The organism is Virgibacillus subterraneus, assembly GCF_900110695.1.
In the GTDB taxonomy this organism is placed as follows: Bacteria; Bacillota; Bacilli; order Bacillales; family Amphibacillaceae; genus Lentibacillus; species Lentibacillus subterraneus.
In genome coordinates this window covers 382,976-406,496 of record NZ_FOEH01000002.1, presented here as the reverse complement: position 1 = coordinate 406,496, position 23,521 = coordinate 382,976, and the positions used below count along the sequence as shown (strand labels likewise).

Genomic DNA, 23,521 nt, shown 5'->3' with positions numbered 1-23,521 from the left:
AAAAAATATTTTTTTGATGACACTTTTTATTATCCTTAAACGATTATAGTTATAGTAATAGGCTATTTGTTAAAAGTTTGCTGCTTTTGACACAAAAGAAATAAACTGCGAAGTACTTTTTAAAAAGTTTGAGTGCTATTACTTCACAGTTTATATCAACTGCGATGGTTAAAGTCATTACGAAAAGAGCGTAGAAATAAGCACCGGAAGAATAAATTCCCATTGATAATATAGGGTCTTGTGGCATATAATGAGAACAAACGTTCCTAGTATTGAGGTGAAAATACAGTGGATTATTCTAATTACCCGCGAAACGATGTCCTGTGTATCGATATGCGCTCATTTTATGCAAGTGTCGAAGCTATAAAGTTAGGGTTGGACCCAATGACGGTTCAACTTGCTGTAGTTGGGGACCCAAATAGACCAGGCAGTATTGTCTTAGCTGCCTCCCCGGCATTAAAGAAAAATCACGGTATCAGCAATGTCAGCCGATTTTTTGAACTGCCTAAAGATCCGAAAATTGTCATCGTTCCCGCACATATGGCTGATTATCTTCAAGTTTCCATGGAGATCACTAAACTTATTAATCAATATGTGCCTAAAGAAGCTATCCATCAATACTCTGTTGATGAAGTCTGGGTTACTGTCAATGGGCTTGAAAAGCTATTTGGAGATCGGTGGCAAGTAGCACGGTTAATAAAACAGGATATCCTGGAGAATTTCGGTATCACTTGTTCAATTGGTATAGGTGATAATAAATTTCTGGCAAAAGTAGTTATGGATTTACATGCTAAACAAGTTGGGATTGCTGAATGTAAATATGAGGATGTAACAGAAAAACTATGGCCTTTTCCTATAGAAAAGATATGGGGCATTGGCAGCAGAATGAAGCGGAACCTTAATAGGATGGGGATTGTCAATCTTGGGCAGCTTGCCAACGCTGAGTTAAAGTATCTGAAGAAGCGTTTTGGAATAATGGGAGAACAGCTTTATTGGCATGCCTGGGGTGTTGATTTGAGCCCTGTTTTTGGAAATTTTACAAAAACCGAACAAAAAGGATTTGGTCATGGGATCTCTTTGTTACGTGATTACTCCGGAGAAGAAGTTGCGATTTGTATTCTTGACCTTTGCGAAGAGGTGTGCCGCAGAGCAAGAACTGCGGGTAAAGTCGGGAGAACCATTCACCTTGGCGTTTCCTATTCCAAAGTAACAGGTGGTGGCTTTAGCCGTTCAAGATCTGTTACGCTTCCGACAAATACTACAATGGACATTTATGATATCTGCATGCAGTTATATAATGAATTTTATGATGGGCACAGTGACATTAGGCATGTATATGTGACCCTGGATAAGCTTTATGATGATGCTGAAACCCAGCTCGATTTATTTGATGACAAGCCTAAGAAAAAGGATATTGGCTATGTAATGGATTCAATCCGTGATAAATACGGATCGACCGCAATACTGCGAGCAACCAGCTATACTGACGCTGGAATTACCATTGGGAGAAGTAAGAAAATTGGCGGGCACCAAGCATAATAGTTTAGAAAACTTGGCTTATCGCCAAGCCTTAATAGATAGCCAAAGTTGCACTTATGCAGTAAGACAGGATTTACACTTTCTTAACTGCGAACAAAAATCACTTCTATTTTTGATTAAATTGTTTTCTCAAACTCTTTTCCAGTGCCCGTGGGAATAGCTGATAAAATTTACTTCCCATCTCCATCCACCAGGGTAGATTTATTTCCCGTTTTTTCGTAAATAGATGCTTCACAATATTGTCGGCAACCTTATCCGGGTCAAGCATATAACGTTCAACACTCTTTTGGTAGTTCCCGCTTGGGTCTGCTGTTGTGAAGAAATTCGTTCGAACAGGCCCAAGATTAACTGCAGTAACATGGATATTTTTACTGGAGATTTCCAGACGAAGCGCATTAGTAAACCCAAGTACCGCATGTTTGGTTGATGCATATATAGAAGATTTTGGCGTAGCAATCTTTCCAGCCTGTGACGCTATATTTACAAAATGCCCTTCCTGATTCTGTGAAAAGTGTGGCAAAAGAAGCTTGGTTCCACGCATTAACGCAAACACATTCAATTGAAACATGCGCTCCACATCCAACCACTGTATATCCCTGACATAGTCAAAGACACCTGCTCCAGCGTTATTAATTAATCCATGAATTTGCGTGTGTTCTGATAAAACCTGTCTGATTACTTTTTCCAGTTCATCTACATTGAGCAAATCTACTTGGTAAACATAACTGCATATATCAAAAGTCTGGTTAATCAGCTTTTGCTGATTTTGCAACTTCTCAATCGAGCGAGCAAGCATGATGGGTGTGCCACCATGCTTAGCAATATGCCAGCACATTCGTTCTCCGATGCCACTTGATGCACCTGTAACGATAATTTTTTTATTTGTAACTTTATTCTGCATAATAGTAATAGACACCATCTTTTAACATTTTTCCAACAACGCCTTGGTCTTCCAAATAATCTAGCTGTCCAATCGTTTCTGAGATTGTCAAATCCAATTGTTTTTCATATTGTTTTGGAAAAATCTGCTTGCAAAGTTCAAATGGCGTTTGCGTCTTTTCTACTAAAAGCTTATAGACATTATTTGCACGTTTCTCCTGTTTTTCCATTTGAACAGGTAATAAAGCATCAATATCCGAAAAAACATCTCCATGTCCAGGGAATACCGTTTTAATCCCCAGTGACAGACATTTATTTAGGTTTGTTCGATACTGAAGCATTGGCCGAGGTCGATCTTGCGTAACCTGTTGTGGTGGTTCAAGAAGCGGATTTGGGGTAATATGATGTAAAAGATGATCACCGCCAATAAACGCTCCATCGCTGTCCCTAAAAAATGATAAATGACTTTGGGCATGGCCCTTTGTTTCAATGACCTGCCAATCCTCATGACCAGGTAAAATATCTCCTTCGTCAATTACCTTGGTTACTTGTCCCTGGCCAGCATAGTTCAACGGTGCACGCAACTTATTTAAAACAGCACTATATTTCGATGGTACTCCACATTTGTTAAAAAAGTCCTTGAAAAATTCTTCATAATATGAAAAGAAAGCTTCATCCCTTGTTAACCAAGGATTTACATTTTTATGTGCTACAATATTTTCAGCCCGGGGAAATTGTTCAATTAATCCAATATGATCCGGATGATGATGTGTTAGAATAATTTGTTCGATATCTCCAGGAGCATATCCCAGCTCTTTAAACTGCATTTTTAATGCATCCCAGGCTTCTTTTGTTTTAACACCTGCATCAACAAGCGAAAGGGTCTCCCCTTTTAGAAGGTATACATGAGTGTCACCTACTGCAAAAGGTGTCGGTATTGTTAATTGACTGATTGTTTTATCTAATACTTTCATAAATTAAAATCCTCCAAAATGAATGACCATTCAGTTATTATCCTATTGTATCCTTTTTAGAGGATAAAGTCACACTATTAATTCCTGTTTTTTTCAAATAAGTGATGAATCGCCTCTGTTAAAATGGACGGCAAGTACTCAAAGCTATAAGTTAATTCCAATCGTTCCGTCCACTGATGGGGATCTTTTCCTAAAGGACCAATATTCAATATAGGCATCGTAAGTTGCTCCATAATATCCTCCGGGAAAACAAACCCATTATTTTGCAGTGGCATATTGGTCGTTAATTGATTCAGTTTACTTCTGGATGAAACAGGACCAAGATAACTTAAATCTGAAAGTCCAGTAAAAAACTCCGATACAGTTAAATCCATGTGATAATTTTTATTCGTATATTCTTTTACGTGATTCATCACATCTTTTATATAAGGATCATTATAAGAAGAAACTGCTGGATAGAACGGCGGACTGTAAAATAATATAATCATGGGTGCTAAGTCCTTGCACATTGCAGCCAATTCCTGTACCAAAAGCGTGGAGAAGTCACGATCACCTTTATCCCTCTGGCTTACAAGTAAATTTTGAATTCTAATTATTTCTTCCTCACCATAGCGTTTTAGTGCCTCCGCATACAAATCTTCATACATCATCACATTCACATTCCATGCTGGCATTGAAAAGTCATCGGCAATACTGGCAAATTTATTTGCTTTCTGATGAACATAATCTTCAATTTCACGTGCAGCTGTTTGTGCACCAGTTAGTAGTTTTTCATTTAATTCCTTAAACGTTTGTTTCAAATACAATACGTTATACATAGAGATTGCGGCATGAGGTGTCTGCACAGAATAATTTTCCTTTAGGTCACGTTGCATTAAGCTTACAGGCGGTGGTGTGACCTCATCTTCTATTTTTTCAATAAAAGATTCATTTAATTCGAGCTGCTGCGAGAGGAAACTTGTCATTAAATTTGGATTCAGACCTGCAAATGGTTCACCAACGTGGGATTCTTTTCCATAACAGTAAAACCCGGGCAAAACCTTTCCAATCGAACCAGTATAGACATAATATGCAGGGTCCCCTGGATATTTACTAAACATGGGTTCTCCATTCAGGCAAGCATTGTATGTTAGATTTTCTTCTTCTTTTAATTGGTTTAAAACTGGCAAAGCGGTTAACATTCCTTGTGAATTCACCTCTTCATCAGGAACACTCAACAATAATATATTGCCATCAAACTCACCATCTATTGCCTTTTCAAGCATGGAGAAATGCAAAGAGAGTCCAGCTTTCATATCCATCGAGCCGCGTCCAAATAGCCAGTCTCCAGATGAGAAATCGTTTTGCACTGCTTCAGGCAAATCCTCTTTTAGATGCTTTATTTCTCTCGTCAGTTCCCTGGGGTGAAATGCAAGGTTTTGTAATGAACCGTAATCCTCAACACCAACAACATCAAAATGGCTTAACAGTATCACTGTTTCAGATGAATTATTACCTTTTACCAATGCAGTTAAAAGTCGCCTTCCATCATCCAATGGATGTAATTTTAAATGATTAGGGTTATCTTGAAAATACTGCTTTTGCGCTAATAAGTGCTGTAAATATTCTACAATAGCAATTTCAGCATTACTTCCTGTAACACTTTGATGGTTGACAAGTGAACATACCAAATCAGTTAATTGTTCTTTGGTCTGCCAGTTCTTCATAGAATTCCTCCTCAAATAAATAAATTGACTTATCCCAAAAAATAAAACAAAATTTAACAAGAGGTGAAACAATTGATGACTAAAATTATAGCACATCGAGGTGCCAGTACCTTAGCACCTGAAAATACAATGGCTGCCTTCAATCTAGCATATGAACAAGGTGCAGAAGGAATAGAAACAGATGTACACCTGACAAAAGATAATGTTCCAGTATTGATCCATGATGAACATGTAAAAAGAACAACCAATAGTACTGGATACATAAAAGATTATACTTTTAAACAATTAAAACAGCTTGATGCGGGCTCTTGGTTCTCTTTAAAATTCGCTGGATCTGCAATAATTTCATTGGAAGAATTTCTAGATTGGATTCAAAATAAGCCGTTATGTTTAAATATTGAGTTAAAAAATAATAAAATAGATTATAAGAATCTTGAGAATATCGTTTATGAAATGGTATCACACTATCAATTATTAAATCATACTACATTGTCAACTTTTAATCCAACCAGCATAGAAAGGCTGAAACGCTTTAATGGTAACATTGGTGTAGCTCTGTTAACATCAAAGCGAAGAAAAAATCTCGTATCATATACGAAAGATTTAGGTGCAAATGCAATACACATAAAATACCGGTTACTAAATCAGCTATTTATTGATAAATGTCATCAGGAACAAATGGCTGTTCGAGTATATACGATTAATAAACCAGCACACATGTCACGCAGCTTCCAATTGGGCTGTGATGGTATTTTTACAGATGTTCCGCACAAAGCGCTACAGTATCGAGAACTATTTAAATACAAACCAACGTAATATAATAGGAGGAAATTATAATGACCAAACTATTTACACCAATTGACTTTAAAGGAATTTCGCTAAAGAATCGTATTACCATGTCTTCCATGTGTATGTATTCGTGCATGGAGCAAGACGGAAAGATAACTCCATTCCATGAAACACATTATATATCACGTGCTGTCGGCCAGGTTGGTTTAATTATGACGGAAGCGGCAGCTGTTCAACCAGAGGGTCGCATTTCACATGAAGACTTAGGTATCTGGCATGATGACCATATTGATGGATTAAAGAAGTTAAATGAGCAAATTCATAGCTATGGATCAGCTATTGGTGTTCAGCTAGCACATGCCGGAAGGAAAGCAAGACTTGATTCAGCAATATATGCTCCTACTGCACTAGCATTTAATGAATCATCCAAAACACCAACTGAAATGACCATTGAAGACATAAAAGAGACAATTGAAGCTTTTAAAAGTGGAGCAAAACGAGCGAAGGAAGCAAACTTTGATATCATAGAAATTCACGCGGCACACGGATATTTAATTAATCAATTCCTTTCTCCATTAACAAACAAGCGTGAGGATGAATATGGTGGTGGTCCAGAGAATCGTTATCGCTTCTTATCTCAAATTATTGATAGTATCAAATCCATTTGGAACGGACCTTTATTTGTTCGGATATCTACTGATGAATATAACGAACAAGGAAACACACTGGAAAACATTCTGTACTACTCAAAACAAATGAAACAACAAGGTATAGATTTAATTGATTGCAGTTCCGGCGGAGTAGTTCAAGCCTCTATTTCACCTTATCCAGGTTATCAGATCAAGCGGTGTGAGACCATTAAACAAGAAACATCTGTAGCAACAGGGGCAGTCGGACTAATTACAAGTGGCATTCAAGCTGAAGAAATAGTGCAGAACGATCGTGCAGATCTTGTATTTGTAGCCCGAGCTTTATTACGAAATCCATATTGGGCAAAGACAGCTGCTGATGAAATCGGTCACTCACTAGAACCAATAAAACAATACGAACGAGGCTGGAACTAACATGGAGATAATATTTCTTGGTACTGGTTCAGGTGTTCCGTCAAAAGACCGAAACGTATCTTCAATGGCATTAACCTTATTACAAGAGCAAAATAGCATATGGCTGTTTGATTGCGGAGAGTCGACACAGCACCAAATACTCCGAACGTCGATTAAACCGCGCAAAATTAATAAAATTTTCATCACACATATGCACGGAGACCACATCTATGGTCTTCCAGGTCTGTTAAGCAGCAGATCCTTTCAGGGTGGAGACGGACTACTGACTATATATGGACCTCATGGAATTAAAGAATATGTGGAAACATGTCTTAGAGTGAGCGGGACACATTTAACCTACCCACTTTCCATTGTAGAAATAACAGAAGGTGTAGTCTTTGAAAATGAACAAGTAATTGTCTCCTCAAAAGAGCTGGATCATGGAGTAACAAGTTATGGTTTTCGCATTGAAGAAAAGGATAAACCCGGAGAACTATTGGTGGAAAAGTTAAAAGATTTAGGAATTGATCCAGGTCCTGTTTATCAGCAGATAAAAGAAAATGATATAGTTAAAACAAAAGGAGGACAGATTATTCATCGCCCTAAGTTTCTTGGTCCCGACAAAAAAGGACGTATTATAACAGTTCTTGGCGATACGCGGACAACACCTCAATTTAGAACATTTGCAGAAAATTCGGATGTACTTGTACATGAGGCAACATTCGATGAATCGAAAGCAGATTTAGCACAGCAATACTTTCATACTACAACTAAACAAGCTGCCTCCCTTGCAAAAGAAGCCCATGTTAAAAAGCTTGTATTAACTCATATATCCTCACGCTATCAAAAAGAGGATTATGATAAACTTGCAGAACAGGCGCAAGAGATTTTTCCGAACACAGAACTTGCTTATGACTTTTATAAGGTCACGGTAAATTCTAGATAAAAGGAGTGCTTTACATGGAAAATATTAAAAAACTAGTGGACAACCAACAGGATTTTTTTCAAAGTGGAGAATCGTTGGACTATTCTTTCCGTAAAAATCAGTTAAAAGCTTTAAAGCGTATGCTAAAAAATAATGAACAAAAAATTTATCAGGCATTGAAGGATGACCTGAATAAATCCGAACATGAGACTTTAACAACCGAACTTGGTTTTCTCTACGCGGAAATTGATTTCGCAGTTAAGCATCTTAAAGACTGGATGGAATCGGAAAAAGCTGATGCGCCAATTACCCACAAAGGAACGAATAATTATATTTACAAGGAACCTTATGGAGTAACACTGGTTATCGCACCATGGAATTATCCACTGCAGTTAGCAATTGGTCCAGCCATAGGTGCGATTGCAGCTGGGAATACTGTTGTGTTAAAACCGTCCGAGTTTACACAATCAACATCTTCATTGCTTGCAGAAATGATCGGTGATACCTTTGATCATTCATTTTTTACAGTAGTTGAAGGTGCAAAAGAAGCCAGTCAGCAGTTATTGGAACAACACTTTGATTACATCTTTTTCACTGGCAGTTCAGCAGTTGGTAAAATTGTTATGCAGCAAGCGAGTAAACATCTAACACCAGTAACATTGGAATTGGGTGGGAAAAGTCCAGCTATAATTGATAAAGACGTAAATATTGATCTTGCCGCAAAACGGATTGTGTGGGGAAAATTCACAAATGCAGGTCAAACCTGTGTTGCACCAGATTATCTGTATGTTCATGAAAAGGTAAAACCAAAACTGTTAAAAGCGATGAAAAAGCATATCAAAGCACTTTACAGTAAGAAACCCCTTCTAAATGATGATTATACTCGAATTGTTCACAAGCAACATTTTAATAGATTGCAAGCATTCCTATCTGATGGTGAAATCGTGTATGGTGGTAGTGTAGATGAAGAGAAGCTATCCATTGAGCCAACTATATTAGACAATATCACCTGGGATCATTCGATTATGCAGGAAGAAATATTTGGTCCGCTTTTACCGATGCTAACATTTACCGAACTTGATGATGTCATTTCAAAACTAAAACATATGGATAAACCGCTAGCACTCTATTATTTTGGAGAAAAAGAAAAATCTCAACAAAGCATACTAAAAAATGTATCCTTTGGCGGCGGATGTATTAACGATACACTTTATCATCTCGCTAATCCACACCTTCCATTTGGTGGTGTTGGGAATAGTGGAATAGGAGTTTATCATGGTAAGTACGGCTTTAACACATTTTCACATAATAAGAGTGTGCTAAAGCAAACAACCAGATTTGATCTTCCGTTACGCTATCCAGGAAGTAAAATTGCTCATTCGCTAGTGAAAAAAATTATGAAATAAAAGAATAAGCGTGTGGCTTCATGAAAAGGAAGACCAGTCTATTATTTGGATCCTCTTCCTAATCATACATTTAAATTAATAATTGCACCGTTGTAATAATGGGTTCACTTGTGAGATGCAAAACAATAAATCTCAAGTTAAGTCTCACCTATAATCATATAATTTTCCCTGTTAAATTAAAGCAATTGATAGGAGTTTAAGTGTATTTATTCACTAGACAGGCTGGCGCACTGATTTGGCGGATTCTCATTCCGTTATTTCCTTAAAAACGTCTATTTTGATCGTGTTATGTAATCCTTATTCCGCTATTTACCCTTTTCAGCCAAATTTTTCATTGTAATTGGGTAAATAACGGAACCAGGAACCGATTCAATCTTCTAAGACGGCTTTTTCAACCCATTTAGCGGAACCACGATCCACTTCACTGGTTTGGTTTATGTGATTCACATTCCGCTGAATTCACACCATAAATCACATTAAAATCACGTACACTACAATAAATAGTTCTATCCGCTTGCGCATCATTCGGAAATTGTACATAGATATGCCCTCCATTATACCCATAATACCAATCGATTATTTTGTCATCATAATAATGGTTATTATAGTAACTAAATACAAAAAAATATAATAATCCTGAAAATAAATATGACTTCTAGAAGGAAGGAAAACCAAGAATGGAAGATTCCTGTCAGGAATCTTCCATTCTTGGTTTGAAACGTATATTTTATATATATTTCAGATTTATCACTAACTTCCAAATCGGAATTTCAAACGTAGTTCACCTTGTTAACTTGATTTCAAGTCCACATAGAAAACATGATTTTATCGCTTGTAGTCATCCAAAAAGTCTTTTTGAAAGCTTGTCCGGGGTTGTTCACCCTTATCTTCATTCTGCAACTGCTTAAAAGGATTCTTCCCATACTTTTGAGATAGCTCATCAATAACAGCATATAATTTTTCCTTCCCTGCTTCTTCTTCATACGTAAATAAATCAAGCTGTTTGGCGATATTTTGCTTTTCATCAACGTCCTGAACCGTAATGCCAAGCAAGCGAATAGGGTCCAAATTCCAGTGCTTTTGAAATAATTCGTTGGCAATGTGAAGTATATCTTCCTTTTTGTCAATATAACCCTGCAATTTTTTACTTCTAGTGATTGTTTTATGATCATAATAGCGAATCATAATCTGAACACTGCGACCAGCAGCTTGTTTGCGTTTCATTCGCCGTTCGACATTATCCGTCAGTTGGTGCATGAGGTTACGTATTTCAGCTTCATTCGTAGTGTCTTCCGGTAGGGTTTGTGAACTGCCTATGCTTTTAAATTCATGGATTGCCTCTGGATCAACAGGACGAGTATCAATACCGTTCGCTCTATTTTTTAATCGTTCTCCGTTTATCCCCAGCACACGTTTCAGTTGATAAACATCCCCTTTTGCCAGATCACCAATTGTTTTGACATCAATTGCGCGTAATTTTTCAGCGGTTTTTTCACCAACACCATACATTTCTTCAATTGGAAGTGGCCAAAGTTTATGGGATAGATCCCGTTTCCGCAGAATTGTAATTCCTAATGGCTTTTTCATATCGGATGCCATCTTTGCTAAAAATTTATTTGGTGCAATTCCAATACTGCATGGAAGATCTAACTCGTGATGAATTTTTTTCTGCAAGTTTTGAGCAATCTCAATAGGAGTTCCGTGATGTTCACTCTCGGTTATATCCATATAACCTTCATCAATCGAAACAGGCTGCACAAACGGTGTTATTTCTGCAAGCATTTTAAACATTTCCTTTGATGCCGTACGGTAACGTTCAAAATTCGGACGTAAAACGATTAATTCCGGACACAGCTTTTTAGCCTGCCATAACTGCATTGTTGTCTTTACACCTTTGGCTCTGGCCTCATAGCTGCTTGTCACAATTATCCCCTTACGTTGTTCAGGATTCCCGGCAATTGCTACAGGCTTACCTTTTAGTTTTGGGTTATAGGCCATTTCAACTGAAGCATAAAATGAGTTCATATCTAAATGAAAAATAACGCGGCCTTTTTTTGGATACCATTGTGACATACATATTACATCCTTTTAGAACTGTTGTTTGCACCAATATTATATCATACTATTAGAAAACTTGGCTTATCGCCAAGCCCTAATATAGATAAGCCTTAGTTGCACTTATGCAGTAAGGAAGAATTTATACTTTCTTAACTGCCAAAAAAGACCCCTTTTGTTAAAAGAGGTCTTCATCATAATTACTTACTTGTTTGAAACTTCCTGTACGATTGCAGTGACTAGTTCTGTGATTTTGACTAATTCATCTACAGGGATACGTTCATTGGTTGTATGAATCTCTTCATAACCAACTGCCAGATTCACAGTAGGAATTCCAAGTCCAGCAATTATATTTGCATCACTTCCGCCACCGCTTTTCTTTAGGCTGCTGTCACGACCGATTGTTTTTGCTGCATTTCTGGCAACTTCCACAACTTTATCTCCTGCTTCATGCTTAAAACCAGGATACATAATTTTCACTTCGACATCAGCACTTCCACCGTATTCTTTAGCTGTACTCTCAAATGCATCTTTCATTTTCGCAACCTGTTCTTCCATTCTAGCAGGAATCAGTGATCTTGCTTCAGCTAGGATTTCTACATGATCACAAACAATATTCGTTTGCTTACCACCTTCAAAGCGTCCAATATTCGCAGTTGTATCATCGTCAATCCGGCCAAGAGGCATTTTGGAAATAGCTTTAGCTGCAAGCGTAATCGCAGAAACACCCTTTTCAGGGGCAACTCCAGCGTGTGCAGTTTTGCCTTTCATTACAGTAAATAATTTAGCTTGGGTTGGTGCTGCGACAATAATATCACCTACAGTTCCATTACTGTCTATTGCATAACCATACTTTGCATTTAGAAGTGATCCATCTAAAGCTTTAGCACCGACAAGACCTGATTCCTCGCCTACTGTTATGACAAACTGAACATCACCGTGTTTGATATTATTTTCTTTTAGTATCCGGATGGTTTCCAGGATTGCGGCTAAACCGGCTTTATCGTCAGCACCCAAAATGGTTGAACCATCAGATCTAATATAACCATCTTCAATTGATGGCTTAATTCCAGTACCAGGGACCACAGTGTCCATGTGAGAAGTGAAGTAAATTGGGTCTACACCTTCTTTATTTCCTTTCAGCGTACAAACCAAGTTACCTGCCCCATGACCAGTTTCATTTTTACTATCGTCTTCTACTACATCTAAACCTAAATCAGTAAACATTTTTGTTAGTACTTCAGCAATTTTCGTTTCATGTTTCGTTTCGGAATCAATTTGAACGAGTTCCAGAAATTGATTGATCACTCTGTCTTTATTGATGGATGTCATAAATCGTTCCTCCTAATCTTTATTACAGCGGGATATTACCATGCTTTTTCTTTGGGCGTTCTTCCTGTTTGTTATAAAGCATCTCTAATGCTTGAATTAATTTAACTCTAGTTTCTCTTGGGTCAATTACATCGTCAATCATACCAAGTCCCGCAGCAACATAAGGATTAGCAAATTTTTCACGGTATGTATGAATTTTTTCCTGGCGAGTTTGTTCTGGATTCTCACTATCGGCTATTTCCTTTGCAAATATAATATTGGCAGCACCTTCTGGCCCCATAACTGCTATTTCAGCATTTGGCCATGCATAAACCAAATCTGCTCCAATCGATTTACTGTTCAACGCTACATAAGCGCCACCAAAGGCTTTACGTGTAATCACTGTAATTTTTGGAACAGTTGCTTCTGAATATGCATAAAGAATTTTTGCGCCATGCCTGATTATACCGCCATGTTCTTGTTTTACACCCGGGAAAAATCCTGTTACATCCTCGAAGGTAATTAATGCAATATTAAATGAATCACAGAACCGGATAAATCTTGCTGCTTTATCACTTGAATCAATATCTAAACCACCTGCTAAGTATTTTGGCTGATTGCATACAAGCCCAATTGTTTGGCCATTAACACGTGCGAATCCTACAACAATATTTTTAGCAAAATCTTTTTGGATTTCATAGAAGCTATCTGGATCAACAACCTGCTCAATCACACGCTTTACATCATAGGGCCGTGTAGAATTAAAAGGCACAATATCAGTTAAATCAGGACGTGATTCATCGTTCAGTTCAGTCTCAGCTAATGGGGGTTTTTCCTCATTATTAGCAGGTAAATACTGTACTAAATCTTTAACAGCATCTAGAGCCTGTTCTTCATTTTCCGCTTTAATATGTGCATTTCCGCTCTTTGCATTATGTACATGGGCCCCGCCAAGTTCTTCTGACGAGATCTGTTCACCAGTAACAGTTCCAATTACCTTAGGACCTGTTATAAACATTTGTGAAGTTTTTTCTACCATAATGACAAAGTCTGTTATCGCTGGCGAATACACTGCACCTCCCGCACTTGGACCCATAATAACTGAAATTTGTGGTATAACACCTGAATAAATGGAATTTCGGTAAAAGACCTGACCATAACCATCAAGCGATGATACACCTTCTTGAATACGAGCGCCACCTGAATCGTTTAAACCGATAAAAGGAACACCATTTTTAGCAGCAAGATCCATTACAGCTGCAATTTTCTTGCCATGCATTTCGCCCAAAGCTCCACCATATACGGTGAAATCCTGTGCAAATAAGTAGATAGCCCGTCCATTTATTTTTCCATAGCCTGTTACAACACCTTCACCGTTTGCGGTTGAATTATTCATACCAAAATCAGTTTCCCGATGTTCCATAAATGGATTTAGCTCGACAAATGACCCCTTATCAAGTAAATAATCTATTCGTTCTCTTGCGGTGAGTTTTCCTTTATCATGCTGTTTATCAATTCGCTCATCGCCACCGCCAAGTTCAACCTGTCGTCGTTTATCGTACAGTTCGCTTATTTTATCAAAAATATCCATTATTTCTCACTTCCTTCTGGATGCTGACACATTTCAAAAAGTACCCCATTTGCTGCTTTTGGATGAATAAAAGCAATTTGGCTATCATGAGCACCTTGCTTCGCTTCACTGTTGATCAGTGGAATCCCCTTTGATTTAAAGGAATTAAGTCTTTCATCAATATTGTCTACTTCCAATGCAATATGATGGATGCCTTCTCCCTTTTTAGTAAGAAATTGTTTTATCGGAGATAATTCTTTTAATGGCTCCAGCAGCTCAATACGCGATTCACCAATCTTCAAAAATGCTACCTTAACACCTTCAGATTCCACAGTTTCTACACCCTCAAGCTCAAGGCCAAGCATTTCTGTATAAAATGAGAGTACATCATCAATTTTATTTACAGCAATTCCGATATGAGCGATTTTTCTGGGAGGAGTTATAAAAGCTGATTCCGGATCGATAAGCTGTTGGATGTAGGTTGCTAAGACTTCGGTTGAAGAACCACTTGTAAAAATCTTATTTACCCCTTGATCAAGCAAATACGGAATATCCTCTGCCGGAATAACTCCGCCTCCAACAACTGGTATATCGCTCGCATTACGTTCTCTTAGTACTTCCATTACTTTTGGAAACAACGTTTTATGCGCACCGGATAAAGAAGATAAACCGATAACATCCACATCTTCCTGAATTGCTGCTTGTGCTATTTGTACCGGGGATTGTCGCAGTCCCGTATAAATAACCTCCATGCCATGATCACGTAAAGCTTGAGCAATAACTAATGCGCCACGATCATGACCATCCAACCCAGGCTTTGCAATTAAAACACGTATTTTTCCCATCTGACTCTCCCCCTCTTAGATTCCTGTATATTCACCAAATTCACCACGTAATACATTGCAGATTTCTCCAATTGTTGCATATACCTTAACTGCTTCTAAAATAAATGGGATCAAATTGGCATTGCTGTCTTTTGCATTTTCTTTTATCGCTTCTAACGAATAATCTACTGCTTTCTGATCACGTTGCTGACGAATAGAATTCATAGATTGTATTTGTGCTTGTTCAAGTGCTTCATCTACTTTAAGTAAATCTGGATTCACTTCTTCCTCAACCTTATACTTGTTTAAGCCAACAATAATTTCCTCTTCTTTTTCAATATTTTTTTGTGTTTCGTATGCTTTTTGCTGTATTTCACGTTGCATGAATCCTTCTTCAACAGCTTGAACAGCCCCACCTATATCACGTATGCGATCCAAATAGGCTTCCACATCCTTTTCGATTTGATCGGTAAGTTCTTCAACGTAATAGGAACCAGCAAGTGGATCAACAGTATCTGCTACTCCGCTTTCATTTGCAATTATTTGTTGTGTTCGAAGCGCAATTCGTGCAGATTCTTCAGTAGGCAGTGATAATGCTTCATCACGAGAATTAGTATGCAAGCTTTGTGTACCCCCAAGTACAGCAGCAAGCGCTTGCATCGTCACACGAACAATATTGTTATCTGGCTGCTGGGCTGTTAGAGTTGACCCTCCGGTTTGTGTATGAAAACGCATCTTCCAGCTTTTCGGATCCTTAGCTTGGTAATGTTCCTTCATGATTTTAGCCCAAATTCTTCTTGCTGCACGAAACTTTGCAGCCTCTTCAAAGAAATTGTTGTGAGCATTAAAGAAAAAAGCAAGTCTTGGTGCAAACGCATCAATGTCGAGACCGGATTCCAAAGCAGCGTCGACATATGCCATTCCATTTGCAATGGTAAACGCGGCTTCTTGTACAGCTGTAGAACCCGCCTCACGAATATGATATCCGGAAATGCTAATGGTATTGAACTTCGGCACATTTTGCTGACAGTATTCAAAAATGTTGGTGATTAGGCGCATCGACGGTTTTGGTGGAAAAATATACGTTCCCCGAGCAATGTACTCTTTCAGGATATCATTTTGAATCGTTCCAGTTAGTTTCTCCAATGGAACACCTTGCTTTTCTCCTACTGCAATATACATGCATAGTAAAACAGATGCAGGAGCATTAATCGTCATTGATGTACTTACTTTATCAAGCGGGATTTGATCAAGCAATCTTTCCATATCCTGTAATGAATCAATTGCCACACCAACTTTTCCTACTTCACCTTCCGCCATAACATCATCAGAGTCATATCCAATTTGTGTCGGTAAGTCAAAGGCTACTGAAAGTCCGGTTTGACCCTGATCTAATAAATAACGGAATCGTTTATTAGTTTCTTCAGCTGAGCCAAATCCAGCATATTGTCGCATTGTCCAAAACCTGCTACGATACATTGTTGGCTGAATTCCTCTTGTAAATGGATATGTACCTGGATAACCTAATTTATTTTCATAATCGTTATCATTATCTGGAAAATATAATCGTTCAACATTGATATCTGAAGATGTTTTAAATCTATCCTTTCTTTCCGGGAAACGTTCTAAAGTTCTATCAACAGACTTTTTCCAGCTTTCCTGTGAAGCTTGGAATTTTTCATCACTCATATAAAAAAGACCCCCATTTTGATTTATTAAACACATTTATATATTATAGCACTTGTCCAATCCCATAATTAACGATAAAATACAATTAGGAAATGGAATTGAAGGAGGATTAAGATTGGCTAAAAATCAAAAACAAGTAACAAGAAAAAGTTCAAAGCGTGAACGTAAAATGAAAATTATAATTTATATAATGATTATTGCAATGGTTTTATCTTCACTAACAACCGGACTAGTAATGTTTTTATAAATAAACATGGCTTATCATTATGGTATTTTCATGAAGGCGAACCTAACCGCTTAAAAATATTTTAACTGCTAAAATGAAAGACTGGATTAAACTGTTCCAGTCTTTTTTATTTTATTTCGTTCAGAAACATCACTCGATTTGAACTTTTTCTTAAGTAATAAATAATCTTCTATTTCATGAAGCAATCGAAACAAATTTGCTCGGGTCTCAAATTCTTCCCGTGTTTCAGGAAGATCTTCTGCATTAAAATTCTCACGTAACCTCTTAAGTTCATCTAAATAAATAATAGCAGTATTGCCTGGATGCACAGCATTGGACAGTTTTTCAAAAAAGTCTGCTATTTTTATTGAGATTGAATCCGTATTTGGTAGTCTGCTGACCAAGGGAAGCATTTTTTGAAGCAGATCAAACTGTTTCCTGCGCATGGTGAAATAATCATGATATGGATGCCTACTGCGTAATAAATGATTTTCTTTATCCAAGGATACCAAATTCTCAGCTTCTTGTAATAAATTCTCACAAATTGTAAGTTCTTCTCCATCCCATTTATCATTTTTATCCCGTATGTATAAAGCAATTTCAAACAAAATAGCTTGAAAATTATGTTCAAGCTCCTCTTGTTTTTGATTAAGGTTTTTCTCCAGACTAGGCATGTATAAATTAACAAGCAATCCTGTACCTATTCCGACAATTATCAATAAGAATTGGTCTGTTAAAAAAGATAATGAAATTCCTGCCGAACTATATAAGTTCAAAATAATAACTGAACTAGTTGCAATTCCTGGTGTTACCTTAAGTAAAACAGTTACTGGTATAAAGCAGGCGAGCATCACACCAACAACAATTGGATTATAACCTAGTAACTCAAAAAATATAATAGCGAAAATACTGGCTGTTACACATGCTAAAAACCGATGCCATGCACTTAATACAGATCGCTTTCTGGAAGGCTGAATACATAAAATGGTTAATATACCAGCGGACACAAAATTCGTTAAACCCAATAATTGAGCAATCGAAATAGCAATAGGAGTACCAATTGCTGTCTTGATTGTCCGAGAGCCAATTTTCACGATAAAATCTCCTTTGATGCGGAATGAGTACACTATAAATTAATCTTAGAAAAACCAGACATTTGCTAAGGCTTAATAGTGAATGCCTTAGTTGCACTTATGCAATAAGAAAAAATTATACTTTCTTAACTGCTAAAAAAATGAGACTGACCCTTTTTCACTGAGACAGCCTCATCACAACTAGTAAAACTAGTTTATTCTATATTTCTTCACAGTGTTCATCAAAAACATGTTGAAGCTTGCCTATAACATCTACCGCGCTATAGCCTTCTATTTCATGGCGCTCTAACATCGTAACTATCTTACCATCTTTTAATAAAGCAAATGATGGTGATGAAGGTGGGTACCCCTCAAAATACTCTCTAGCTTTTTCAGTCGCTTCACGATCTTGCCCTGCGAAAACAGTAACTAAATGTTCAGGTCTCTTATCGTAATGAATCGCATTTGCTGCTGCAGGGCGAGCCACCCCTCCAGCACATCCACAAGTTGAATTAACCATTACTAATGTGGATCCCTGTCGTTTCATTACTTCATCAACCGATTCAGGAGTATGTAACTCCTCGTAACCTGCTTCTTTTATGTCTTTACGCGCTGCATCTACAACGTCGTTCATGAATAAGTTAAAATCCATATGAACATCCATCCCCTTTAAAGAGTAATTATAGTTTAACTATAATCAGCTTATCAATTTTATTGTTAGATTTCAATTCAAATAACTTGCTAGTATACATTCGTTGTTTCTTTATTGGTATTTTCCAATATTTCTTTTACTCTTGCTAGAAATTGCCCACAAACCAGCCCATCTAATATTCGATGGTCAAGTGATAATGACAGATTTACCATATCACGGGCAGCAAACATATCATTAATAATGACTGGCCGTTTAACAATCGATTCAACCTGTAAAATTGCTGCCTGTGGGTGATTAATGACGCCCATGGAATGAATTGATCCAAATGACCCAGTATTGTTGACAGTGAATGTCCCGCCTTTCATATCATCTGATGTCAGTTTTCCGGAACGGGCCTTCATTGCCAACTCATAAATATCCTTCGCAATGCCTTTAATGCTTTTCTCATCTGCGTTTTTAATAACCGGCACAAAAAGTTCTTGGTCTTTTGCAACAGCGATCGATAAATTAATGTCCTTACGTTGAATGATCTTATCTTCAGCCCACGTACTATTAAGCTGAGGATATTCTTTTAGTGCCTGAGCAACTGCTTTTACGAAAAACGCAAAGAAAGTAAGGCTATAACCTTCTTTTTGCTTAAATTCATCTTTAACTTTTCCTCTAAAGTTAACGAGTTCAGTAACATCTGCTTCAACAGTCATCCATGCGTGCGGAATTTCCTGTGTGGAACGTACCATGTTTTGTGCAATTGCCTTTCGTACACCAGTAACAGGAATTTCAATGTCACCTGCTTGTGTTGTTGGCTGTGGAGCAGGTGCTGAATTTTGCCTTGATTCCTGTTTTTGTACTGAAGCAGCTTTTGAATCACTTTTCGATTCATCTGCTTTCGGAACTTCTCCTGAAGCAATGACTTTTTCAATATCTTTCCTCGTAATTCTTCCACCTCGGCCAGATCCATTAACTTGATTAAGATCAATATCATTTTCCTGCGCCATTCGTAGCACAGCTGGTGAGTATCGTTTCTTCATTGATTGATCTTCAGATGGCTCTTCTTCTTTAGCCGTTTCTTGTTTTTCATTGCTGGACTTAGATTCTGAACCTGTATCAGAAGATGAACCGCCTTCTGTCTCGATATAACACATCAATTCGCCTACTTCAATGGTATCCCCTTCTTGTGCTATCAGTTCTTTAATCGTACCTGTAAAAGATGATGGTACTTCAGCATTTACTTTATCTGTCATTACTTCGGCAATAGGATCATATTTGTTTACTTTATCGCCGGCACCAACAAGCCATGAACTTATTGTACCCTCTGTTACACTTTCACCAAGCTGCGGCATATTGATTTTTTCAGAAGCCATAATAGGTCCCTCCTTTTATCTGTTTAAAATATAATTATGAAGAGCTTATTTGATTTTAAAATTCTGCTAGTTCACGTATTGCTTTTTCAACTTTATCCGGGTTAATCATAAAATACTTCTCCATTGTTGGTGCGTACGGCATTGAAGGTACATCCGGTCCAGCTAGACGCTGTACAGGTGCATCCAGGTCAAACAAACAGTTCTCTGCGATAATAGCTGCTACTTCACCGATAATACTACCTTCTTTATTATCCTCCGTAATTAGCAATACTTTCCCAGTTTTTCTAGCTGCTTCAATAATTGCTTCTTTATCTAGTGGATAGACAGTTCTTAAATCAAGGATATGTGCGTCAACGCCTTCTTCTTCCAGCTTTTCTGCAGCTTGAAGGGCAAAATGTACGGATAAGCCATAAGTTATAACTGTAACGTCAGAGCCTTCTCTTTTTACATCAGCTTTACCGATTGGCAGTACATAATCGTCTTCTGGAACTTCCCCTTTTAGCAAACGATAAGCACGTTTATGTTCAAAAAATAAAACTGGATCGTTATCTCGAATAGCTGCTTTTAATAAACCTTTTACATCATATGGTGTTGATGGCATGACAATTTTTAGCCCAGGCTGATTAGCAAACACAGCCTCTACTGATTGTGAATGGTATAATGCGCCATGAACGCCACCACCGTAAGGAGCTCGAATCGTCATCGGCACATTCCAATCATTATTTGAACGGTAACGCATTTTTGCCGCTTCCGAAATAATTTGGTTAACTGCTGGCATTATAAAATCGGCAAACTGCATCTCGGCAACCGGACGCATTCCATACATAGAAGCACCGATGCCTACACCCGCAATTGCAGATTCCGCTAGCGGTGTGTCCAAAACACGGTAATCTCCAAATTCATCATATAATCCTTTGGTCGCGCCAAACACCCCACCTTTTTTACCTACATCTTCCCCTAAAACAAAAACTTTTTCATCACGTCTCATTTCTTCGGTTAATGCAGCTGTAACTGCTTGAATATACGACATTACTGGCATTTTAATCTTCCCTCCCTACTCTTCATATACATATTTTAATGCTGATTCGGCTTCTGCGTAGGCTGCATCTTCCGCGTAGTCTGTTGCTTCATTTACAATTTCAACGAGTTCTTCATTGATTTCTTTTTCTAATTCTTCTGTAAGTATACCTTCTTCTTTTAAATAAGCAGCAAAGGTAATAAGTGAGTCTTTTTTCTTTGCCTCTTCTACCTCTTCACTCTCGCGGTACTGACTATCATCATCATCACTTGAGTGGGCAGTTAAGCGGTAAGACACTGCTTCTATTAATGTTGGTCCTTCGCCCTTGGTGGCACGTTCTCTTGCTTCATGGACAGCTTCATACACAGCCAAAGGATCATTACCATCTACTGTTAAACCTGGCATGCCATACCCTTGAGCACGATCGGAAACATTTTCACTCGCTATTTGCCTCTCCATAGGAACCGAAATGGCATATTTATTATTTTCAACCATCGTTATTACTGGTAGTTTATGAACTCCGGCAAAATTTAAACCTTCATGAAAGTCCCCTTGATTTGATGAACCTTCACCTAAAGTAACTAGCGATATAATATCTTTCTCTTCCATCTTTGCAGCGAGAGCAATCCCTACCGCATGCGGGAGTTGTGTTGTTACAGGTGAAGATCCTGATAGAATTCTATTTTTCTTTTGACCAAAATGTCCTGGCATTTGTCGTCCACCTGAATTTGGATCTTCTGCTTTGGCGAAAGCTGAGAGCATTAACTCCTTGGCAGTCATTCCAAAAGCCAGCACGACTCCCATGTCACGATAATATGGTGCAACATAATCCATTTCACGGTTTAATGCAAAAGATGCTCCTACTTGCGCTGCCTCCTGACCTTGACAGGAAATTACAAAAGGAATTTTACCAGCACGATTTAATAACCACATGCGCTCATCAATTTTTCGAGCTAGAAGCATAGTTTTATACATGTCAATAACTTGGTCATTGGTTAAACCCAATGATTCATGGCGATTTTTAGCCATAATGATTCCCTCCTTTTCGGATTTATCCGTGTATTTGCTTTCCATCAACTGCTAGTGCTGCTTCACCCATTACTTCAGAAAGTGTCGGATGCGGATGAATAGTGTGAGCAACTTCCCATGAAGCTGCATCAAGAACTTTTGCCAGTCCCGCTTCTGATATCATGTCGGTGACATGTGGACCAATCATGTGCACGCCTATTAAGTCTTCATTATTTTTATCAGCAATTACTTTTACAAAGCCATCTGATTCCCCATGGACTAATGCTTTTCCGATTGCTTTAAAAGGAAACTTGCCAACTTTAACTTCAAGTCCTTTTTCTTTTGCTTGTTTCTCGGTTAACCCCACACTTGCAACTTCCGGATTGGAATAAATACATGTTGGGACATTGTCATAATCCATAGGCAATGGATTCTTGTTAGCCATATGTTCAACAGCAATAATTCCTTCATGTGATGCAACATGCGCTAATTGCATACCACCAATCACATCACCAATAGCATAAATATGTGATTCTTTTGTTTGGTAATGTTTATTTGTTTTAATTACTCCTTTTTCAACAACAATATCTGTATTTTCTAAACCGATATTCGTTGTGTTCGCTTCACGACCAACAGATACAAGCATCTTATCAGCTTCAAATGTTTCATTTTTGCCATTGATTTCAGCATCAACTGTTACGCCTTTTTCTTTTTGGAGTGTGTCAGGTAATACTTTTGCGCTTTTAACAAAAGTGATCCCTTTATGCTTTAACAGTTTCTCCACTTCTTTCGCAATTGCCCCATCTTCAGTTGGTAAAATCTGGTCGAGAAATTCAACTACAGTGACCTTGACACCAAAATCTGCTAACATGGAGGCCCATTCTATACCAATTACCCCACCACCAACTATGATGATTGAAGCCGGTAATTCTTCCATATGTAAAGCCTCATCAGAAGTCATCACAATTTCGCCATCAATATCTAATCCTGGAAGTGACTTAGGTTTTGAACCCGTTGCAACCAATACATTCTTAGGTACAATCATTGTATTCTCGTCACCGTTCTCATACTCAATTGAAATTGTCCCAGGCATTGGCGAGAAAATACTAGGACCCAGAATACGGCCGAATCCTTCATATACATCAATTTTCCCTTTTTTCATAAGTCCTTGTACACCTTGATGTAGATTTTTTACAATGCTATCTTTTCGTTCTTGTACTTTCACAAAATTTAGGGTTGTATCATTTGTGTCTACACCATACTCACTTGCTTCTTTAGTCTGCTTAAATACTTCGGCACTTCGTAACAACGCCTTAGATGGGATACATCCACGATGTAAACATGTTCCTCCAAGTTCTCCCTTTTCTACAACAGCAACCTGCATACCAAGTTGTGATGCACGTATTGCTGCTACATATCCGCCTGTTCCTCCTCCGAGGATGACAAGGTCATAATCTTTCGCCATTCTTTACA

20 protein-coding genes are annotated in these 23,521 nt (G+C 37.9%); 6 read left to right on the top strand and 14 right to left on the bottom strand.

The annotated features are described in order from the left end of the window. Window positions 1-288 precede the first annotated feature (288 nt). Window positions 289-1,539, top strand: coding sequence for a DNA polymerase IV (locus BMY13_RS08460; RefSeq protein ID WP_092492641.1), 1,251 nt, complete (start codon window positions 289-291; stop codon window positions 1,537-1,539). A gap of 106 nt (window positions 1,540-1,645) precedes the next feature. On the opposite strand, the gene BMY13_RS08455 is transcribed toward BMY13_RS08460, so the two are convergent. From BMY13_RS08455 to BMY13_RS08445, 3 genes are all read right to left on the bottom strand, one after another. Further along, window positions 1,646-2,440 carry an SDR family NAD(P)-dependent oxidoreductase gene (locus BMY13_RS08455; RefSeq protein ID WP_092503885.1) on the bottom strand — a complete coding sequence of 265 codons (795 nt, stop codon included), beginning with the start codon at window positions 2,438-2,440 and terminating at the stop codon, window positions 1,646-1,648. Beyond that, the gene (locus BMY13_RS08450; RefSeq protein ID WP_092503883.1) at window positions 2,430-3,392 is read right to left on the bottom strand and encodes an MBL fold metallo-hydrolase; all 963 of its coding nucleotides are present in this window, start codon (window positions 3,390-3,392) and stop codon (window positions 2,430-2,432) included. Before BMY13_RS08450 ends, BMY13_RS08455 begins: the two co-directional genes overlap by 11 nt. 77 nt (window positions 3,393-3,469) lie before the next feature. Then, complete coding sequence (locus BMY13_RS08445; protein WP_092503881.1) at window positions 3,470-5,098, bottom strand: M20/M25/M40 family metallo-hydrolase; 1,629 nt, start codon at window positions 5,096-5,098, stop codon at window positions 3,470-3,472. Window positions 5,099-5,173: 75 nt separating this feature from the next. Here BMY13_RS08445 and BMY13_RS08440 point away from each other — a divergent pair, with 75 nt between their 5' ends. Genes BMY13_RS08440 through BMY13_RS08425 form a run of 4 tightly spaced genes read left to right on the top strand, consistent with a single transcriptional unit; the run spans window position 5,174 to window position 9,261 of the window. After that, a complete protein-coding gene (locus tag BMY13_RS08440; protein ID WP_092503879.1) occupies window positions 5,174-5,914 on the top strand; it encodes a glycerophosphodiester phosphodiesterase in 741 nt (246 codons plus the stop codon). 20 nt (window positions 5,915-5,934) lie between these two features. Continuing rightward, complete coding sequence (gene namA, locus BMY13_RS08435) at window positions 5,935-6,951, top strand: NADPH dehydrogenase NamA (RefSeq protein ID WP_175476747.1); 1,017 nt, start codon at window positions 5,935-5,937, stop codon at window positions 6,949-6,951. A gap of 1 nt (window position 6,952) precedes the next feature. After that, window positions 6,953-7,876, top strand: a complete 924-nt coding sequence (gene rnz, locus BMY13_RS08430) for a ribonuclease Z (protein ID WP_092503874.1) — start codon at window positions 6,953-6,955, stop codon at window positions 7,874-7,876. 14 nt (window positions 7,877-7,890) lie between these two features. After that, window positions 7,891-9,261 carry an aldehyde dehydrogenase gene (locus tag BMY13_RS08425; RefSeq protein WP_175476746.1) on the top strand — a complete coding sequence of 457 codons (1,371 nt, stop codon included), beginning with the start codon at window positions 7,891-7,893 and terminating at the stop codon, window positions 9,259-9,261. 825 nt (window positions 9,262-10,086) lie between these two features. On the opposite strand, the gene BMY13_RS08420 is transcribed toward BMY13_RS08425, so the two are convergent. The 5 genes from BMY13_RS08420 to BMY13_RS08400 form a co-directional block, all read right to left on the bottom strand. After that, on the bottom strand, window positions 10,087-11,334 hold the full coding sequence (locus BMY13_RS08420; protein ID WP_092492633.1) for a DNA polymerase IV: 1,248 nt from the start codon (window positions 11,332-11,334) through the stop codon (window positions 10,087-10,089). A 186-nt stretch (window positions 11,335-11,520) separates the two neighbouring features. Then, window positions 11,521-12,648 (bottom strand): M20/M25/M40 family metallo-hydrolase, encoded by a 1,128-nt coding sequence (locus BMY13_RS08415; protein ID WP_092503869.1) that lies wholly within the window; start codon window positions 12,646-12,648, stop codon window positions 11,521-11,523. Window positions 12,649-12,670: 22 nt separating this feature from the next. Continuing rightward, window positions 12,671-14,218 (bottom strand): acyl-CoA carboxylase subunit beta, encoded by a 1,548-nt coding sequence (locus tag BMY13_RS08410; protein WP_092503867.1) that lies wholly within the window; start codon window positions 14,216-14,218, stop codon window positions 12,671-12,673. Next, window positions 14,218-15,042: a methylmalonyl-CoA epimerase gene (gene mce / locus BMY13_RS08405; protein WP_092503864.1), complete on the bottom strand. Its 825-nt coding sequence runs from the start codon at window positions 15,040-15,042 to the stop codon at window positions 14,218-14,220. The genes BMY13_RS08410 and mce overlap by 1 nt, the downstream gene beginning before the upstream one ends. 15 nt (window positions 15,043-15,057) lie before the next feature. After that, entirely contained in the window at window positions 15,058-16,710 is a 1,653-nt protein-coding gene (locus tag BMY13_RS08400; RefSeq protein ID WP_092503862.1) for an acyl-CoA mutase large subunit family protein, read from the bottom strand. 115 nt (window positions 16,711-16,825) lie between these two features. Between BMY13_RS08400 and prli42 the strand changes: the two genes are divergently transcribed. Beyond that, complete coding sequence (gene prli42 / locus BMY13_RS19705) at window positions 16,826-16,957, top strand: stressosome-associated protein Prli42 (RefSeq protein ID WP_245736063.1); 132 nt, start codon at window positions 16,826-16,828, stop codon at window positions 16,955-16,957. Window positions 16,958-17,043: 86 nt separating this feature from the next. On the opposite strand, the gene BMY13_RS08395 is transcribed toward prli42, so the two are convergent. The 6 genes from BMY13_RS08395 to lpdA all read right to left on the bottom strand — a co-directional run bounded on the left by BMY13_RS08395 (window position 17,044) and on the right by lpdA (window position 23,513). Beyond that, a complete protein-coding gene (locus tag BMY13_RS08395) occupies window positions 17,044-18,030 on the bottom strand; it encodes an aromatic acid exporter family protein (protein WP_092503860.1) in 987 nt (328 codons plus the stop codon). A 199-nt stretch (window positions 18,031-18,229) separates the two neighbouring features. Continuing rightward, window positions 18,230-18,661, bottom strand: coding sequence for a BrxA/BrxB family bacilliredoxin (locus BMY13_RS08390; protein WP_092503858.1), 432 nt, complete (start codon window positions 18,659-18,661; stop codon window positions 18,230-18,232). A gap of 89 nt (window positions 18,662-18,750) precedes the next feature. Continuing rightward, entirely contained in the window at window positions 18,751-20,022 is a 1,272-nt protein-coding gene (locus BMY13_RS08385; protein ID WP_092503856.1) for a dihydrolipoamide acetyltransferase family protein, read from the bottom strand. Between the two features lie 55 nt (window positions 20,023-20,077). Then, window positions 20,078-21,061, bottom strand: a complete 984-nt coding sequence (locus tag BMY13_RS08380; RefSeq protein ID WP_092492625.1) for an alpha-ketoacid dehydrogenase subunit beta — start codon at window positions 21,059-21,061, stop codon at window positions 20,078-20,080. A gap of 15 nt (window positions 21,062-21,076) precedes the next feature. Further along, window positions 21,077-22,069 carry a thiamine pyrophosphate-dependent dehydrogenase E1 component subunit alpha gene (locus BMY13_RS08375; protein WP_092503854.1) on the bottom strand — a complete coding sequence of 331 codons (993 nt, stop codon included), beginning with the start codon at window positions 22,067-22,069 and terminating at the stop codon, window positions 21,077-21,079. Between the two features lie 22 nt (window positions 22,070-22,091). After that, on the bottom strand, window positions 22,092-23,513 hold the full coding sequence (gene lpdA / locus BMY13_RS08370; RefSeq protein WP_092503852.1) for a dihydrolipoyl dehydrogenase: 1,422 nt from the start codon (window positions 23,511-23,513) through the stop codon (window positions 22,092-22,094). Window positions 23,514-23,521 lie beyond the last annotated feature (8 nt).

What these genes read in the sequence shown, in the direction of transcription:
- BMY13_RS08455 (WP_092503885.1), bottom strand. Translation starts at nt 2,440, where the DNA reads ATGCAGAATAAAGTTACAAATAAAAAAATTATCGTTACAGGTGCATCA.
- BMY13_RS08450 (WP_092503883.1), bottom strand. Translation starts at nt 3,392, where the DNA reads ATGAAAGTATTAGATAAAACAATCAGTCAATTAACAATACCGACACCT.
- BMY13_RS08445 (WP_092503881.1), bottom strand. Translation starts at nt 5,098, where the DNA reads ATGAAGAACTGGCAGACCAAAGAACAATTAACTGATTTGGTATGTTCA.
- BMY13_RS08440 (WP_092503879.1), top strand. Translation starts at nt 5,174, where the DNA reads ATGACTAAAATTATAGCACATCGAGGTGCCAGTACCTTAGCACCTGAA.
- namA (WP_175476747.1), top strand. Translation starts at nt 5,935, where the DNA reads ATGACCAAACTATTTACACCAATTGACTTTAAAGGAATTTCGCTAAAG.
- rnz (WP_092503874.1), top strand. Translation starts at nt 6,953, where the DNA reads ATGGAGATAATATTTCTTGGTACTGGTTCAGGTGTTCCGTCAAAAGAC.
- BMY13_RS08425 (WP_175476746.1), top strand. Translation starts at nt 7,891, where the DNA reads ATGGAAAATATTAAAAAACTAGTGGACAACCAACAGGATTTTTTTCAA.
- BMY13_RS08420 (WP_092492633.1), bottom strand. Translation starts at nt 11,334, where the DNA reads ATGTCACAATGGTATCCAAAAAAAGGCCGCGTTATTTTTCATTTAGAT.
- BMY13_RS08415 (WP_092503869.1), bottom strand. Translation starts at nt 12,648, where the DNA reads ATGACATCCATCAATAAAGACAGAGTGATCAATCAATTTCTGGAACTC.
- BMY13_RS08410 (WP_092503867.1), bottom strand. Translation starts at nt 14,218, where the DNA reads ATGGATATTTTTGATAAAATAAGCGAACTGTACGATAAACGACGACAG.
- mce (WP_092503864.1), bottom strand. Translation starts at nt 15,042, where the DNA reads ATGGGAAAAATACGTGTTTTAATTGCAAAGCCTGGGTTGGATGGTCAT.
- BMY13_RS08400 (WP_092503862.1), bottom strand. Translation starts at nt 16,710, where the DNA reads ATGAGTGATGAAAAATTCCAAGCTTCACAGGAAAGCTGGAAAAAGTCT.
- BMY13_RS08390 (WP_092503858.1), bottom strand. Translation starts at nt 18,661, where the DNA reads ATGGATTTTAACTTATTCATGAACGACGTTGTAGATGCAGCGCGTAAA.
- BMY13_RS08385 (WP_092503856.1), bottom strand. Translation starts at nt 20,022, where the DNA reads ATGGCTTCTGAAAAAATCAATATGCCGCAGCTTGGTGAAAGTGTAACA.
- BMY13_RS08380 (WP_092492625.1), bottom strand. Translation starts at nt 21,061, where the DNA reads ATGCCAGTAATGTCGTATATTCAAGCAGTTACAGCTGCATTAACCGAA.
- BMY13_RS08375 (WP_092503854.1), bottom strand. Translation starts at nt 22,069, where the DNA reads ATGGCTAAAAATCGCCATGAATCATTGGGTTTAACCAATGACCAAGTT.
- lpdA (WP_092503852.1), bottom strand. Translation starts at nt 23,513, where the DNA reads ATGGCGAAAGATTATGACCTTGTCATCCTCGGAGGAGGAACAGGCGGA.